We start from the raw sequence: 14,475 nt of genomic DNA, 5'->3' as shown, positions 1-14,475 counted from the left end.
GGCGGGACAGGTGCAGCGGGATGACTTCTGGTCTGTCCCAAGTGTCGACCACGCGCTGAGACCGGCCGAGGGCTATGCGCGTCGCACGGACGAGATGATGAGGGCGATCCCGGGTCTCCGGCACGTCAATGGTCGGCACCGGGGAGGCTGGACCGCCTTCTCGGCTTGCTCATCGACGAGTGTGAAGACACAGTCGCCTCGCTGCCGACCGTTCCACCGCAGCTTGTGTCCTTCCGGCACGTGCCCGTGGTGGAGCGCGTCGATCGGCACCCGTGCTGGAGTGGGCCACCTCCCGGCTCGACACCCGACTGGCCATCGACCGGCTCGCCGAACGCGCCGGGCTTTCCAGCCGGACCCTCGCCCGGCGCTTCACCGAACAACTCGGCACCAGCCCAGGACAGTGGCTGCTCGGCCAACGCATCGACGCGGCACGTGCCTTGCTGGAACAGACCGACCTGACGGTCGAAGCCATCGCCACCCGCGTCGGACTCACCTCGGCAGTCAACCTGCGCCGCCGCTTCCGGGCACATCATCCGCTGTCGTGGGCGAGACACCCACACCAGCCATGCCCGGCCAGGACACCTTCAACAAGATCCTGTTACGAGCTCATAGTCAGAAACGAGGTGCCTTCGCGGAAGGCTGCCCGTGCACCGGACGTGAAGCCGTTGACACTGATGAACAGGCCCAGGGCGTTCTTAAGGACGGCAGGTCCTACCTCGGGTGGTTCCCGCTCGGACGCCCCGGCACGGACGGCGAGGGATGGAAGATCGCCGTCACCGGCACCGCCAAGGTCCGCGGCTACCACCTGTCGTTCGATACCGAGACGCCGGCCGACATCGTCGCCGCCGCCGTAGCGCGCGCTGGAGACCTCACGCCGCTGACAGGAAGAGCTCTGCTGCAGCGCAGGGAGCCGGCGCTCGCCGCCTCCCTGACGACATCCCTCGACCTGCTCGCCGAAGTCGAAGCCGTCCTCAGCACGCTCTCCCCCTGACGAGCGACGGCACTTCGCCCACAAGGCCAGCGGTGCCGAACTGGGGGAGCAGGGATGGTACTTCGAAGGCCGAGAAGCGGAACGCACCCGGATCCTGAACTGGATCGACACGGCCCGTGAGGGCATGTTCGTCGTCACCGGTGCCGCAGATTCCGGGAAATCGGCGCTGCTGGGACACGTCCTCATGCACACGAGACCGCAGGTCTCCCGCGCACTGCAGCGCGCGGGACACCTCAAGCCGCTGCCGTCCGGGTCGCCCAGGCTCAAGAACCCCTTCACCGCGGTCCTGCATCTCACCGGCGCCACGCCGCACGACGTCGTGGCACGGGTCTGTGAGGCGGCCTCACTCGAGACGCCGCGCGATGGCTGCCCCGCCCGCGACGACCCCGGCGACCACCGCGACACGCGCGCCGCCGCGCCGCCCGAGCGTCCACACCGGGACTACGCCGTGCCGTCCGCCGGCAGGCGCTCCGGCAGCCCGAGCCGCGGGAACCGGTCGTCGTGGAACGTGACGATCTCGGTGATCGCCCCGCCGGTGACGCGCAGGACGTCGATCGTCAGCGGCAGGTACGCGCCCTCCTGCTCCTGCCAGAGGTAGAAGGCGACGGCGGGCTGCCGGTTCACGGAGGTGGGGACGGCGCGCAGGCCCTTCATGCCCTCGAAGCCGCTCTCGACCCAGTCGTTCACCACCGCGTCGCGGCCGATGTACAGGCCCGGCGTGGGCGGCATCGAGCACCGGACGTCGTCCCGCAGCATCGCGGCGAGCGCAGGGATGTCCGTGGCCACGCTGGCGTCGGTGTAGCGGCGCACCAGCTCGCGCGTCCCTGCGTCCTCTTCGCTGCCGGTCCAGTCCTGCCGCTCGGCGGGCAGGTGCTCCCGCATGCCGGCGCGGGCCCGCTGCAGCGCGCTGTTCACGGAGTTGACGGAGTCCCCGAGGAGCTCCGCGACGTCCTTCGCCGGCCAGCCGAGCACGTCCCGCAGGATCAGCGCGGCCCGCGGGCGCGGCGCGAGGTGCTGGACTGCGACCAGGTACGCCAGCTCGATCGTCTCCCGCGCGACGGCGACGGCCTCCGGCTCGTCCGCGTCGCCCGCGGGCAGCTCGTCGAGCAGCCGGTCCGGGTAGGGCTGCAGCCACAGCACCTCGCCGCCGGTCGCGGGCTCCGGGCGGCGTTTGGCGAGCAGGTCCAGGCAGGCGTTGGTGGCGATCCGGTACAGCCAGGCCCGGAACGTCGACCGCCCCTCGAAGGTCTCCCGCCGCCGCCAGGCACGGAGGAACGTCTCCTGCACGGTGTCCTCGGCGTCGTCGAACGACCCGAGCATCCGGTAGCAGTGCACGTGCAGCTCCCGCCGGTGCCGCTCCGCCAGCCCCGAGAACGCCGACTCGTCGACCTCGCCCAGACCGCTCACGCCCAGCTCCTCCAGCCGTGTGTCCGCACTCATCACGTCATCCTTCCGCCTCGTCGTGTCCCGTCCTAGGTGTGACGGGTGCGGGCGCGAAAACTCATCACCGGGGTCCGTCGGACGGCTGAGCGGTTCCGACGTGATGGAGAGCGAGGATGGTCTGCAGGCTGCTTCCTGGGCGGCCATGACGTCATCGCCGTACTCGAAGGCCCACGCTCCGACGGCGTCGACACGTGTGGCGCATGCGGCCGCCCGTCTTCGACGGGCGGCCACCGGCCGTTCCGGTCAGCGGGGACGATGAGACGGCCCTCGATGAGGGCCCGGTCAGCCCAGCTTGAGGAGGCCGGCGTCCACGACGGCACGGCCGAAGGGGCTCGCGAGTTCGGCGAGACGCTCACAGCCGGCGTCACCGAGGGCGGCGTAGGCGGGAAGGGCCAGGCGGTCGGTACGGTCCTCGATGTGCCGGCGCAGGAGTACGCCTTCCGGGCTGAGGGAGTCGCCGTCCAGGAGACCTCGCTCGCGCAGGCGCTCCTGGGTGCCGGCCCACTCCTCCTCGGGCCAGGCACGGCTCGCCTTGAGGAAGTCGACGGGGACCTCACCGGTCGCGGCGTGCAGAATCAGCGCCTCCAAGCCTCCGACACCCTCGCTCAGCAGGCATGCGACATGGCCGTCTCCACGGAACTCCCGGAGCAGTGTCTGGGCATGCCACAGCTGCACCACCGGCTCCTCCGGCCACGGCAGTGCGGCATGCGCCGCGAACAGCGGGCGGCCCTGCGCGTGCTCGCAGGCCGCCTCGGCAGCCCGGCGGGTCAGCGCCAGCACCTCGTCCACGCCCGGCAACTCGTGGACTCCCGCCCGTCGCAGGGCTTCGCCCGCCGCGGCGTACCGGGCGTCCAGCACCTGCTGCGGCGTCGTCGCGTCCCAGGCCCCGTCGACCGCCTGCCGTACGACATCGGGGTTGAAGTTGTAGAAGGTCGAGATGACCAGCTCGGCGGAAGCCCGGCCGAATGCGGCGCTCCTGGAAGTGAAGTACCCGGCGCGACCGCTCAGGCCGAGCTCCGCGTACCGTCGCCTTGCCTCGGGAACGAAGTAGATCATGCCGTGGACGGGCTCGAGACGGCGCCAGGCCGAGCGGGCGGTCTGCATCGGGTCACCTCTTCGGAGAGTCGACGAGCGGGACATTCGCTGCGGGTTCACTACGTGCCGTGGGCTTGCAGGTGTTCGAGCAGCAGGCGGTTCAGCGTTTCGGGCGCCTCCTCGGGGATCCAGTGGCCGACGCCCTGGAGGGTTTCGAACCGGTACGGCCCCTTGACCCATCGCTCGGTCTCCTCTGCGGCTGCCGGACCGAACGCGCTGTCCTCCGTGCTCCAGACGTACAGCGTGGGCACGTCGATGACGCCGATCGCGCCGTCGGGGCGGCCGGCCCGGTACCAGTTCAGCGCCGCGGTGAGAGCGCCCGGCCGGGACAGGTGCGACACGTAGGCGTCGGCGCTGTCCTGCGGGACCTTTCCGGCGTAGAAACCGCGAAGCTCCTGGGCATCGTGGGCGAGCATGCGTTCCTCGGTCGCGGGTGTGTCGCGCCAGTCGATCATGTAGTGGGAGCGTGTGCGCTGATCCTCGTCGGTACGCAGGGCGGTGGCCAGAGCGCCGGGGTGCGGGGTCGAGACCACCGTCAGAGTGCGGACGCGGCCGGGGTGGGCGTGCGCGGTCCACCAGGCCACCGCGCCTCCCCAGTCATGGCCGACGAGGTCGAACGCCGCCCAGCCCAGTTCCTCACTGATCGCGACCACGTCGTCCACGAGAAGGCTGATGCCATAGTCCTCGGGCCGCCGGGGGCGGGCGCCGGGGGAGTACCCACGCTGGTCGGGTGCCACCACCCGGTAGCCGTGCGCGGCCAACGCCTCGATCTGCCGCTGCCACACCAGCCCTGTCTGCGGGAAGCCGTGCAACAGCAGCGCCGGGCGGCCCTCGGGCGGACCCGCCGCGATCGCGTCGAACACGCCCGCACCCGTGGAGATGCTCAGCTGAGTCACGACCCACCTCTTCGTACCGACTGGTCGGTACCCTCCAGGCGGGAGGATGGACTGTCAAGAGCTGGGACATGGTTGAACATGACGCCGGATTCAATTATAACCGGCGGAAGGCCGGCCACCGGCTCCACCCGGACGCACCGGGCCAACAGGAAGCAGTGAGGCGACATGAGGGAAGCAGTCATCGTTTCGACGGCACGCACGCCGATCGGAAAGGCCTATCGCGGCGCGTTCAACGACACCCAGGCGCAGGAACTCGCCGCCCATGCCCTGTCGCACGCGGTGCAGCGGGCCGGGCTCGAGGGAGGTGAGGTCGAGGACGTGATCTTCGGCTGCGCCGTGCAGCAGGGGTCCTCGGGTTTCAATGTCGCGCGTCAGGCTGCTCTCCGCGCCGGACTTCCGGACGTCGTGTCGGGGATGACGATCGACCGGCAGTGCTCGTCGGGCCTGATGGCCATCGCGACGGCCGCCAAGCAGATCGTCGCGGACGGCATGCAGATCGCTGTCGGAGGCGGTGTCGAGTCGATCTCCCTGGTGCAGAACGACCACATGAACACCCACCGCATGGCGGATCCCTGGCTGGTCGAGCACAAGCCGAGCATCTACCTGCCGATGCTGCACACGGCGGAGATCGTCGCCGAACGCTACGGCGTGAGCCGGGAACGCCAGGACGAGTTCGCGCTGGTGTCACAGCAGCGCACCGCGGCGGCGCAGGAGGCCGGCCGCTTCGACCAGGAGATCGTCGCGCTCGACAGCGTGAAGAAGGTCCTGGACAAGCAGTCCGGGCAGGTGCGGGACGAGGCCGTGACCCTGACCCGCGACGAGGGCAACCGCGCGTCGACGACGCTCGAGGGCCTGGCCGGACTGGCGCCGGTGCTGTCCGACGGTGAGGTGAGCGCGCGATCCAGCGTCACGGCGGGCAACTCCTCGCAGTTGTCGGACGGGGCTTCGGCGTCGGTGCTGATGGAGTCGAAGGAGGCCGAACGCCGCGGACTTCAGCCACTGGGCGTCTACCGCGGCATGACCGTTGCCGGTTGTGGGCCGGACGAGATGGGCATCGGCCCGGTGTTCGCCATTCCGAAACTGCTCAAGCAGCACGACCTCACCATCGACGACATCGGCCTGTGGGAACTCAACGAGGCGTTCGCCTCCCAGGCGCTGTACTGCCGGGACGAACTGCACATCGATCCGGAGCGGTTCAACGTGAACGGCGGCGCCATCTCGGTCGGTCATCCGTACGGAATGACCGGGGCCCGGCTGGTGGGGCACGCCCTCATCGAGGGCAAGCGCCGCGGTGTTCGTTATGTGGTGATCTCGATGTGCGTCGGGGGCGGCATGGGCGCAGCCGGACTGTTCGAGGTCGCCTGAGGTGCCGCGCGTGACGGACGAGGCGCGAACCGCCGTCCTCGTGGACTTCGGCGGTGTCATCACCTCCAGTGTGTTGCGGGCTTTCACCGACTTCGGTGCCTCGCTCGGCGTCGATCCGCGCCTGCCGCTGGACCTCCTCGCCCGGGACGAGGCATCTCGCACCCTCCTGTCCGACCACGAGTGCGGCCGCATCGACGCCGAAGCCTTCGAGCGAGGGTTCGCCGAACGGCTCCGCGCCCACGGCGCGGACGTGGCGGCCGAGGGGCTCACGGCCCGCATGCAGGCGGGCATGTCGATCGACCAGGACATGCTCGCGCTGCTCGGTGATCTCCGAGCAGCCGGCCGTCCCGTCGCGCTCGTGTCCAATTCGTTCGGTACCGGCACCTACGACGGTGTCGAACTCGCGTCCCTCGCCGACGTGATCGTCATCTCCGCCGAGGTCGGGATCCGCAAGCCCTCCCGGCGGATCTACGCGATCGCCTGTGAACGCCTCGGCATCGACCCCGAGCAGGCAGTCATGATCGACGACCTGCGGCAGAACCTCGACGGAGCGGCACGGATCGGAATCGGGGGCGTACTGCACACCAGCGCCGCCGACACCCGCCGCCAGCTCGCCGAACGCTTCGGAATCACTGGAAGGCACCGGCCATGACCAGCGTTCTCGATCCTGTGTGCCGCCACGCGGCCGCCACCCCCGACCACATCGCACTGCGCGGCGCCACGGATCAGTGGACCTACCTTCAGCTACGGGACGCGAGCATGCGGTACGCGGGCGCCCTGGTCACCGCGGGCCTGTCCCCGGGGGACCGGGTGCTGCTCGCGGCGCCGTCGGTGCCCGAGTTCGTGGTGGCCTACCTCGGGATCCAGGCCGCGGGCTGTGTCGTGGTGCCGGTCAACACGATGTCCACCCGGGCCGAGACCGAGTACGTTCTCGGCGACGCCGGATGCGCCTTGGCGATCGCATGGCACGCCCTCGGCCCGGCCGTCGCGGAGGCGGCCGCGGCGCTCTCGGTGCCCTCTTGGACGCTGTCCCCGGGCGCGCCGGTCACCGCTGCCCCGGCCGGCGTGGTCGACCGGGACCGCGACGAGACCGCGGCCATCCTGTACACCTCGGGAACCACCGGACGGCCGAAAGGGGCCCAACTCACCGTCGGGAACCTGCTGTCAGCCGGGGAGATCGGCGCCGAGTGCAGCCGAGCGACGAGCGCCGACCGTACCGGCACCGGCCTCCCGCTGTTCCACGTGTTCGGCCAGGCGTCGGTCATGATGGCGACCTTGACCGTGGGCGGCTCGATGTCGTTGCTGGCCAGGTTCGACCCGGCCTCGATGCTGGACATGCTTCGCCGCGACCGGCTCACCATCATGGCCGGCGTGCCGACCATGTGGAACGCGCTGCTGCACGCGGCGGGTGACGCGAGCCCGGCGGACTTCGCCGGGCTCCGTGTCGCCGTCTCCGGCGGCGCGTCGCTTCCCGGCGAGATCGCCCGGGCCTTCGAGGCCCGCTTCGGCTGCACCATCCTCGAAGGGTATGGGCTCACCGAGACCACCGCGTTCGGCACCTTCAACGACATCGACCGCGGCGGCAAGACCGGGTACACCGGTAGGTCAGTGCCGCGGACGCGGGTTCAGGTGCGTGACGGCGACGGCACCGAGTGCCCGCCGGGGAGCGTCGGCGAGGTCCACATCAAGGGGCCCACGGTGATGCGCGGCTACTGGAACCGCCCCGCGGACACCGCCGCGGCCCTCTCGTCCGACGGCTGGTTCCGGACCGGCGACCTCGGTGAAACCGACACGGACGGCGACCTTCGTATCGTCGACCGCATCAAGGACCTGATCATCCGCGGCGGTTACAACGTCTACCCCGGCGAGGTCGAGGAAGTGCTCTACGAGCATCCGGACATCGTCGAGGCAGCCGTGATCGGCGTTCCCGACGAGCACTACGGTGAGGAGGTCGCCGCGCTCATCGCCGCCCGGCCCGGTGCGGAGCTCGGTGCCGCCGAGGTGTCGAGCTGGGCACGGGAGCGGCTGTCCGCCTACAAGATCCCGCGCATCGTCCGGTTCGTCGACGCGCTGCCCAAGGGCCCGACCGGGAAGATCCTCAAGCGGTCCATCGACCGTACGGTCCTGACCCGCGACATGGCGCCCGCCGACGTTCCCGCCGCCCGCCGCCACTGAGCCTCGGCCCTCCGCGTTCGTGATTGTGGTGTCGGATTCAAGTACAGTTCCGGGGATGGAGAGTACTGCGCCCGAGGAGATCGACGGCGAGCAGGCGCCGCCCATGGCGCCCCTGACGCACCTTCGTGAGCCCCCCACGACGAAGCGCGGAGCGCGGACCCGGGCCGCTCTGGTGAAAGCCGCTCGGAAGGTGTTCGAACGGGACGGCTACCTCGACACCCGCCTCACCGACATCACCAAAGAGGCGCAATGTGCGGCGGGATCCTTCTACACCTACTTCGCCAACAAGGAAGAGGTGCTTGCCGCCGTCCTCCTGGAGGCGCAGGAGGACATGATGCACCCCGGCATGGCCCGGGTGGAGGGTACCGACGATCCCCATGCGGTACTCGAGGCGAGCAATCGTGCGTACCTCGAGGCGTACAAGCGGAACGCGAAGCTGATGGGCCTGCTCGAACAGGTCGCCCAAGTGGAGCCGGAGTTCCGTGAGTTCCGGCGTCGGCGCGCCGACGCGTTCATCCGCCGTAACGCCCGTGGCATCGCCGACCTGCAGGCGCGGGGTGTCGCGGACCGTGAGGTCGATCCGATGATGGCCTCCCGTGCGCTGTCCGGCATGGTCAGCGTCATGGCCTACAACACCTTCGTGCTCGGCGAGCGGCAGGAAGAAGGTGCGCCGGTGGACTTCGAGGAGCTCGTGTCCACGGTGACCCGGCTCTGGGCGAACGCCCTCCGCTTCCCCGACCACCGCTGATCCGCCTGCCTCGTAGCCGCTCATCCCCCTGGGGGTGGGCGGCTTTTTCCATGTGGATCCGTGCCGCCAGGTATTGAACTTGACGTCGGATTCAATTATACAGGTCGGACGCATCGCACGCCCCGTAACGGAGAGGGTTCGCTGTGGACGTTGCACAAAGAGTCGCCGTCGTCACCGGTGGTGGCGCAGGCATCGGCAGAGCGCTGGCCGCACGGCTCGCTCGCGAGGGCGCCCGGGTCGTCGTCGCGGACCTCGACGCGGACAGCGCACGGGCGGTGTCGGAGGAAGTCAACGCCGATCGTCCGGGAAGCACCGTCAGCGTCGGCGCGGACGTGTCGGACACCGAGCAGATCCAGCGGTTGGTCGACCTGGCGGAAAGCACCTTCGGTCCGGTCGATCTCTACTTCGCGAACGCGGGCATCGCCGGGGCGCCCGGCCTCGACGCGGGCGAGCAGGACTGGGACCGCTCGATCGACGTCAATCTGCGAGCCCACATCCGTGCGGCAAAGCTGCTGGTACCGGGGTGGCTCGAGCGCGGTGAGGGCTACTTCGTCAGCACGGCCTCGGCGGCCGGACTGCTCACCCAGGTCGGCTCCGCCACGTACGCCGTCACCAAGCACGCGGCCGTCGCCTTCGCCGAATGGCTGAGTGTCACCTACGGCGATCGCGGGGTGCGTGTCAGCTGTCTGTGCCCGATGGGAGTGAACACCAAGCTGCTGTTCTCCGGGGAGGACTCCGGGGACGCGCTGGGAAGAGCCGCGACGCGGGCCGTCACCTCCGCCGGTGACGTCCTGGAGCCGGCCGATGTCGCCGACGCCGTCCTGGCCGCGATGGAGGACGAGCGCTTCCTGATCCTGCCGCACGAAGACGTTCTGGAGATGTACCGGCAGAAGGGCTCGGACTATGACCGGTGGCTGCGCGGGATGCGCCGCTACCAGAGCTCCCTGCTGGCGCAGACATGACCGGCGTGCCGCCGGGCGAGCTCGTCCTCGCCGAACACCGAGGGCCGGTGCTGGTGCTCACGTTCAACCGGCCCGCCAAGCTGAACGCCTGGACCGACGAACTCGAGGACCGCTACTTCGCGCTGCTCGACGCCGCCGAAGACGATCCGGGCGTACGCGCCGTCGTGGTCACCGGCGCGGGACGCGGATTCTGCGCCGGAGCCGACCTGCAACAGCTGCAGGCGGTCGGCGAGGTCTCCGAGGCGGACCGGGCGCGGCGCCGTCCGCGGGACGTTCCGCGGACCCTGCGCAAACCGCTGATCGGGGTGATCAACGGCGTGGCCGCCGGCCTGGGCATGGTGGAGGCCCTCTACTGCGACATCCGCTTCGGCTCGCCCTCGGCCCGGTTCACCACGGCATTCGCGCAACGCGGGCTGATCGCCGAGTACGGGATCTCCTGGCTGTTGCCCCGGCTGGTGGGGCACAGCCGGGCAGCGGACCTGTTGCTGTCGAGTCGCATGGTGGATGCCGAGGAGGCCTTCCGTATGGGACTCCTCGACCACCTGGTCCCCACCGGCAGCGTGGTGGATGCCGCTGTCGCCTACGCCGCCGATCTGGCGAGGCGCTGCTCCCCGGCATCCATGGCCACCATCAAGAGCCAACTGAGCAATGACGCGGACGGCACCTACGCCGATTCCGTGGCCCGGGCGGACGGCCTCATGATCCAGGCCTTCCGCGGGTCCGACGTCGTCGAAGGCGTGGCCAGTCACCTGGACAAGCGCACGCCCGACTTTCCCTCCCTACCCGTCAGGAGTTCGGATGTCCCTGTTTGAGATGTCGGACCGCGCCAAGAAGTACCAGGCGGATCTGCTCGAGTTCATGGATGAGCACATCTACCCCGCCGAGGCGGTGTACGACGAGCAGATGCGCGCGTCGGGTGACCCGCACTTCCACCCGCCGATCCTCGAGGAGCTCAAGGCGGAGGCGCGCAGGCGTGGACTGTGGAACCTGTTCCACCCGCACCCGGAGTGGGGCCCCGGTCTGACGAACCTCGAGTACGCGCCGCTGGCGGAGATCATGGGGCGCAGCCACATCGCCTCCGAGGCGTGCAACTGCAACGCGCCCGACACCGGCAACATGGAGGTGCTCACGCTGTTCGGCAGCGAGGAGCACAAGGAGAAGTACCTCAAGCCCCTGCTCGACGGGACGATGGCCTCGGCGTTCGCGATGACCGAGCCGCGTGTCGCCAGCTCCGACGCCACCAACATCGAGCTGCGGATGGAGCGCGACGGCGATGCGTACGTGCTCAACGGCCGCAAGTGGTTCGCCTCGAACGCGATGCACAAGAACTGCAAGGTGCTCATCGTGATGGGCAAGACCGACCCCACGGCGGCTCCACATCGCCAGCAGTCGATGATGGTCGTACCCGTAGACGCCCCCGGGGTCACCGTGGTCCGCAACCTCCCGGTGTTCGGGTACGCGGATCGCGAGGGCCATGCGGAGATCGTCTTCGAGAATGTCCGGGTGCCGGCCAAGGACGTCCTCAAGGGTGAGGGTGAGGGCTTCGCGATCAGCCAGGCCCGGCTCGGGCCCGGTCGTATCCACCACTGCATGCGGGCCATCGGCGCGGCCGAGCGGGCGCTGGAACTGATGTGCCGGCGCGCACAGTCACGGGTGACCTTCGGCAGCCCGGTCGCCGAGCGGTCCAACATCCAGGACTGGATCGCGGAAGCGCGTATCGACATCGAGATGATCCGCCTGCTCACGCTCAAGGCCGCGTACCTGATGGACACGGTCGGCAACAAGGAAGCGCGCACCGAGATCGCGGCCATCAAGGTGGCCGCCCCCGAGATCGCGTTGAAGATCGTCGACCGCGCGATCCAGGTGCACGGGGGAGCGGGAGTGACCGACGACTTCCCGCTGGCCATGATGTACGCGCATCTGCGGACGCTGCGGCTGGCGGACGGTCCCGACGAGGTCCACAAGCGGGCCATCGCCAGGCAGGAACTGCGGCAGTACCGCGACGCGGCGACGGCGGCGGTGAACTGAGATGGCGGGACTCGACCTCACCGGGCGCACCGCCGTCGTCACCGGGGCCTCGCGCGGGATCGGCCTGGCGATCGCCCAGGCCATCGCGGAGGCCGGCGGGAACGTCGTCCTCACCTCCCGGTCCCAGGAGGCGGCGGACGCCGCCGCGGCCCAGGTCAAGGGCACGGCGGTCGGCGTCGGTGCGCACGCGGTCGACGAAGAGGCGGCCCGGCGCTGTGTGGAGCTGACGCTCGAGCGCTTCGGCAGCCTGGACATCCTCGTCAACAACGCGGGGACCAACCCGGCCTTCGGGCCGGTCATCGACCAGGACCACGGCCGGTTCGCGAAGACCTTCGATGTGAACCTGTGGGCGCCCGTCCTGTGGACGGGTCTGGCCACGCGGGCCTGGATGGGGGAGCACGGCGGGGCGGTCGTCAACACCGCGTCGGTGGGCGGCATGGCATCCGAGGCGAACATCGGGCTGTACAACGCCTCGAAGGCCGCACTGATCCATCTCACCAAACAGCTGGCCCTCGAACTTTCGCCGAAGGTCCGCGTCAACGCGGTGGCCCCGGGTGTGGTGCGCACCAAGCTGGCCGAGGCCCTGTGGAAGGAGCACGAGCAGGCCGTGTCCGCCTCGATGGCGCTGGGCCGCATCGGGGAGCCCGCCGACATCGCCTCCGCCGTCGCCTTCCTCGTCTCGGACGCCGCGAGTTGGATCACCGGCGAGACCATGGTGATCGACGGCGGGCAACTGCTCGGCGACGCGCTCCCGTTCAGGCAAGGAGCCGGTATCGGTGTCTAGCGCGGACATCGTCGGAATCGACGCCGGGGCCGTGAGCGGCTGGTTCGCCACCCTCGGCGTCGACTTCGCCGGGCCCTTGGCCTTCGAGCGGATCGGGCTGGGCCAGTCGAACCTGACGTATCTCGTCATGGATCAGGACGGCCGCAGATGGGTGCTGCGGCGCCCACCGCTGGGTCACCTGCTGGCGTCGGCGCACGACGTGGCCCGCGAGGCGCGGATTCTGGCCGCCCTGGAGAGCACCACCGTCCCGACCCCGCGGGTGCTCGGGCTGACCGATGATCCCGCCGTGACCGACGTCCCGCTGTTGCTCATGGAGTTCGTGGACGGCGAGGTCGTCGACTCGATGTCGATCGCGCGGTCGTTGACGCCCGAGCGCCGCCGGGCGATCGGACTGTCGTTGCCGCGGACGCTGGCGCAGATCCACGTGGTCGATCTCGAAGTGACCGGGCTGACCGCTCTGGCGAGCCACAAGCCGTATGCGCAGCGTCAGCTCAAGCGGTGGTCGGCCCAGTGGGAGAGGTCCAGGACCCGCGAACTGCCCGCCCTGGAGGACCTCACCCGGCGCCTGGTGTCGGCCGTGCCGGAGCAGCGCGAACTGACGCTCGTGCACGGCGACTTCCATCTGCGCAACGTCATCACCTCCCACGACAGCGGGGAGGTGACGGCGGTGCTCGACTGGGAGCTGTCGACGCTGGGGGATCCGCTGGCGGACATGGGCAGCCTGCTGGCCTACTGGCCGGCCAAGGGTGAGAACACCTTGGGCGACTTCGTCGCGACGGCTCTCGACGGCTTCCCGCACCGCGAGGAACTCGTGGCGGCCTACTCGGCGGCGTCGGGACGCGACCTGACGGCGCTGGGCTACTGGCACGCGATGGGACTGTGGAAGGTCGCGATCATCGCGGAGGGCGTCATGCGTCGCGCGCTGGACGATCCGCGGAACAAGGCCGCGTCCGGGACCCCGACCGCGGAGCGTATCGACGCACTGGTGACGAAGGCCCACGAAGTCGCGGACACGGCAGGTATTTGAACGGGTCGCCTGCCCACAGTAGTTCGACCCCCACGCTCAGAGGAAAGAAGCACGGGCGAGTGAGAGGAGCCGAAGCATGGCCGGTCTGCCAGAGGTCCTGGCCCTCGACGAGATCGGGCCGGACCTGTTCCGGTCCGGTCCGATCCCCAGCGAGTGGGCGCGGACGTTCGGTGGCCAGATCGCCGCCCAGTCGCTGATGTCCGCGGCGCGCACCCTCGACCGGTCGTACGCGGCTCACTCGCTGCACGGGTACTTCCTGCGGCCCGGCCGTCCGCACGAGCCGACCGACCATCTGGTCGAGCGGCTCCGCGACGGGGGCAGCTTCTGCACCCGCCGGGTGACCGCGGTCCAGGCCGGGGAGCCGATCTTCACGGTGACGGCGTCGTTCCATCGTGGGGACGAAGGGTTCTCCCACCAGGTGGACATGCCGGTGGTGCCGGCACCTGACGACATCCCGGAGTCCGACCGCGTCAACGGCTGGGGCATGCCGCGGCCCGCGGAATGGCACCACTGGAAGATGCGCTGGGTGCCCGGCGGCGAGATCGGCCACGTCCCGGGGGCACCGGCCGGCCAGCGGGTGTGGATCAGGTACGGACATCCGCTGCCGGACGACGGAGCCGTCCACGCCTGCGCACTGACCTATCTCAGCGACATGGCGCTGCTGGGCACCGCGCGGCTGCCGCATCCCCCGACCGCCGTCCAGGGTGCGTCGCTGGACCATTCGCTGTGGTTCCTGCGTCCCTTCCGCGCGGACGAGTGGCTGCTGTACGACCAGCTCTCCCCGTCGGCCGAGCAGGGCCGGGCGCTCATCCGCGGAAGGCTGTTCGACACGGGCGGGCGTCTGGTGGCCGCCGTCGCGCAGGAGGGACTCATGCGCTTCGACCGGCCCCGGCGGGCGGAGGACGGCGACGGGGAAGCGTCCCTGTCGCCGCCCGCTCCAGCTGTCCCCGACCGGGGTTGA

The 14,475-nt window shown here is 70.0% G+C and carries 13 protein-coding genes and 3 pseudogenes; 13 read left to right on the top strand and 3 right to left on the bottom strand.

The window, feature by feature from the left end:
- Positions 1 to 266: 266 nt before the first annotated feature.
- Together MQE23_RS04640 and MQE23_RS04635 are read left to right on the top strand one after the other, a co-directional pair.
- A pseudogene (locus MQE23_RS04640) lies at positions 267 to 524 on the top strand (helix-turn-helix domain-containing protein); the annotation flags it as partial.
- A gap of 173 nt (positions 525 to 697) precedes the next feature.
- A pseudogene (locus MQE23_RS04635) lies at positions 698 to 859 on the top strand (DUF317 domain-containing protein); the annotation flags it as partial.
- A gap of 573 nt (positions 860 to 1,432) precedes the next feature.
- Here the strand turns inward: MQE23_RS04635 and MQE23_RS04630 are convergent.
- Positions 1,433 to 2,431 carry an RNA polymerase subunit sigma-70 gene (locus MQE23_RS04630; protein ID WP_243378320.1) on the bottom strand — a complete coding sequence of 333 codons (999 nt, stop codon included), beginning with the start codon at positions 2,429 to 2,431 and terminating at the stop codon, positions 1,433 to 1,435.
- Between the two features lie 194 nt (positions 2,432 to 2,625).
- Here MQE23_RS04630 and MQE23_RS04625 point away from each other — a divergent pair.
- Positions 2,626 to 2,703 (top strand): annotated as a pseudogene (locus MQE23_RS04625) (NADP oxidoreductase); the annotation flags it as partial.
- A gap of 13 nt (positions 2,704 to 2,716) precedes the next feature.
- Here the strand turns inward: MQE23_RS04625 and MQE23_RS04620 are convergent.
- Complete coding sequence (locus MQE23_RS04620; protein ID WP_243378319.1) at positions 2,717 to 3,538, bottom strand: hypothetical protein; 822 nt, start codon at positions 3,536 to 3,538, stop codon at positions 2,717 to 2,719.
- A 50-nt stretch (positions 3,539 to 3,588) separates the two neighbouring features.
- Complete coding sequence (locus MQE23_RS04615; protein WP_020273874.1) at positions 3,589 to 4,425, bottom strand: alpha/beta hydrolase; 837 nt, start codon at positions 4,423 to 4,425, stop codon at positions 3,589 to 3,591.
- A 165-nt stretch (positions 4,426 to 4,590) separates the two neighbouring features.
- Here MQE23_RS04615 and MQE23_RS04610 point away from each other — a divergent pair, with 165 nt between their 5' ends.
- The 10 genes from MQE23_RS04610 (at position 4,591) to MQE23_RS04565 (ending at position 14,475) form a co-directional block, all read left to right on the top strand.
- Positions 4,591 to 5,790 carry an acetyl-CoA C-acyltransferase gene (locus MQE23_RS04610; RefSeq protein WP_020273873.1) on the top strand — a complete coding sequence of 400 codons (1,200 nt, stop codon included), beginning with the start codon at positions 4,591 to 4,593 and terminating at the stop codon, positions 5,788 to 5,790.
- 10 nt (positions 5,791 to 5,800) lie between these two features.
- Positions 5,801 to 6,442: an HAD family phosphatase gene (locus MQE23_RS04605; protein ID WP_020273872.1), complete on the top strand. Its 642-nt coding sequence runs from the start codon at positions 5,801 to 5,803 to the stop codon at positions 6,440 to 6,442.
- A complete protein-coding gene (locus MQE23_RS04600) occupies positions 6,439 to 7,965 on the top strand; it encodes an AMP-binding protein (RefSeq protein ID WP_243378318.1) in 1,527 nt (508 codons plus the stop codon). Before MQE23_RS04605 ends, MQE23_RS04600 begins: the two co-directional genes overlap by 4 nt.
- Before the next feature lie 55 nt (positions 7,966 to 8,020).
- On the top strand, positions 8,021 to 8,713 hold the full coding sequence (locus MQE23_RS04595; protein ID WP_020273870.1) for a TetR/AcrR family transcriptional regulator: 693 nt from the start codon (positions 8,021 to 8,023) through the stop codon (positions 8,711 to 8,713).
- 143 nt (positions 8,714 to 8,856) lie between these two features.
- Positions 8,857 to 9,675, top strand: coding sequence for an SDR family oxidoreductase (locus MQE23_RS04590; RefSeq protein WP_020273869.1), 819 nt, complete (start codon positions 8,857 to 8,859; stop codon positions 9,673 to 9,675).
- The gene (locus tag MQE23_RS04585; RefSeq protein WP_020273868.1) at positions 9,672 to 10,487 is read left to right on the top strand and encodes an enoyl-CoA hydratase-related protein; all 816 of its coding nucleotides are present in this window, start codon (positions 9,672 to 9,674) and stop codon (positions 10,485 to 10,487) included. The genes MQE23_RS04590 and MQE23_RS04585 overlap by 4 nt, the downstream gene beginning before the upstream one ends.
- Positions 10,474 to 11,703 carry an acyl-CoA dehydrogenase family protein gene (locus tag MQE23_RS04580; protein ID WP_037670343.1) on the top strand — a complete coding sequence of 410 codons (1,230 nt, stop codon included), beginning with the start codon at positions 10,474 to 10,476 and terminating at the stop codon, positions 11,701 to 11,703. The genes MQE23_RS04585 and MQE23_RS04580 overlap by 14 nt, the downstream gene beginning before the upstream one ends.
- A 1-nt stretch (position 11,704) precedes the next feature.
- Positions 11,705 to 12,487 carry an SDR family oxidoreductase gene (locus MQE23_RS04575; RefSeq protein ID WP_020273866.1) on the top strand — a complete coding sequence of 261 codons (783 nt, stop codon included), beginning with the start codon at positions 11,705 to 11,707 and terminating at the stop codon, positions 12,485 to 12,487.
- Positions 12,480 to 13,514 carry a phosphotransferase family protein gene (locus MQE23_RS04570; protein ID WP_020273865.1) on the top strand — a complete coding sequence of 345 codons (1,035 nt, stop codon included), beginning with the start codon at positions 12,480 to 12,482 and terminating at the stop codon, positions 13,512 to 13,514. The genes MQE23_RS04575 and MQE23_RS04570 overlap by 8 nt, the downstream gene beginning before the upstream one ends.
- Before the next feature lie 76 nt (positions 13,515 to 13,590).
- Positions 13,591 to 14,475 carry an acyl-CoA thioesterase II gene (locus tag MQE23_RS04565; RefSeq protein ID WP_020273864.1) on the top strand — a complete coding sequence of 295 codons (885 nt, stop codon included), beginning with the start codon at positions 13,591 to 13,593 and terminating at the stop codon, positions 14,473 to 14,475.

This window comes from Streptomyces sp. HP-A2021, assembly GCF_022807935.1.
In the GTDB taxonomy this organism is placed as follows: domain Bacteria; phylum Actinomycetota; class Actinomycetes; order Streptomycetales; family Streptomycetaceae; genus Streptomyces; species Streptomyces afghaniensis.
This window is presented reverse-complemented; position numbering and strand designations above follow the sequence as displayed.

Excerpts from the sequence above, each read along its gene's own strand:
- MQE23_RS04630 (WP_243378320.1), bottom strand. The coding sequence starts at position 2,431 with ATGAGTGCGGACACACGGCTGGAGGAGCTGGGCGTGAGCGGTCTGGGC.
- MQE23_RS04620 (WP_243378319.1), bottom strand. The coding sequence starts at position 3,538 with ATGCAGACCGCCCGCTCGGCCTGGCGCCGTCTCGAGCCCGTCCACGGC.
- MQE23_RS04610 (WP_020273873.1), top strand. The coding sequence starts at position 4,591 with ATGAGGGAAGCAGTCATCGTTTCGACGGCACGCACGCCGATCGGAAAG.
- MQE23_RS04600 (WP_243378318.1), top strand. The coding sequence starts at position 6,439 with ATGACCAGCGTTCTCGATCCTGTGTGCCGCCACGCGGCCGCCACCCCC.
- MQE23_RS04595 (WP_020273870.1), top strand. The coding sequence starts at position 8,021 with ATGGAGAGTACTGCGCCCGAGGAGATCGACGGCGAGCAGGCGCCGCCC.
- MQE23_RS04585 (WP_020273868.1), top strand. The coding sequence starts at position 9,672 with ATGACCGGCGTGCCGCCGGGCGAGCTCGTCCTCGCCGAACACCGAGGG.
- MQE23_RS04580 (WP_037670343.1), top strand. The coding sequence starts at position 10,474 with ATGTCCCTGTTTGAGATGTCGGACCGCGCCAAGAAGTACCAGGCGGAT.
- MQE23_RS04575 (WP_020273866.1), top strand. The coding sequence starts at position 11,705 with ATGGCGGGACTCGACCTCACCGGGCGCACCGCCGTCGTCACCGGGGCC.
- MQE23_RS04565 (WP_020273864.1), top strand. The coding sequence starts at position 13,591 with ATGGCCGGTCTGCCAGAGGTCCTGGCCCTCGACGAGATCGGGCCGGAC.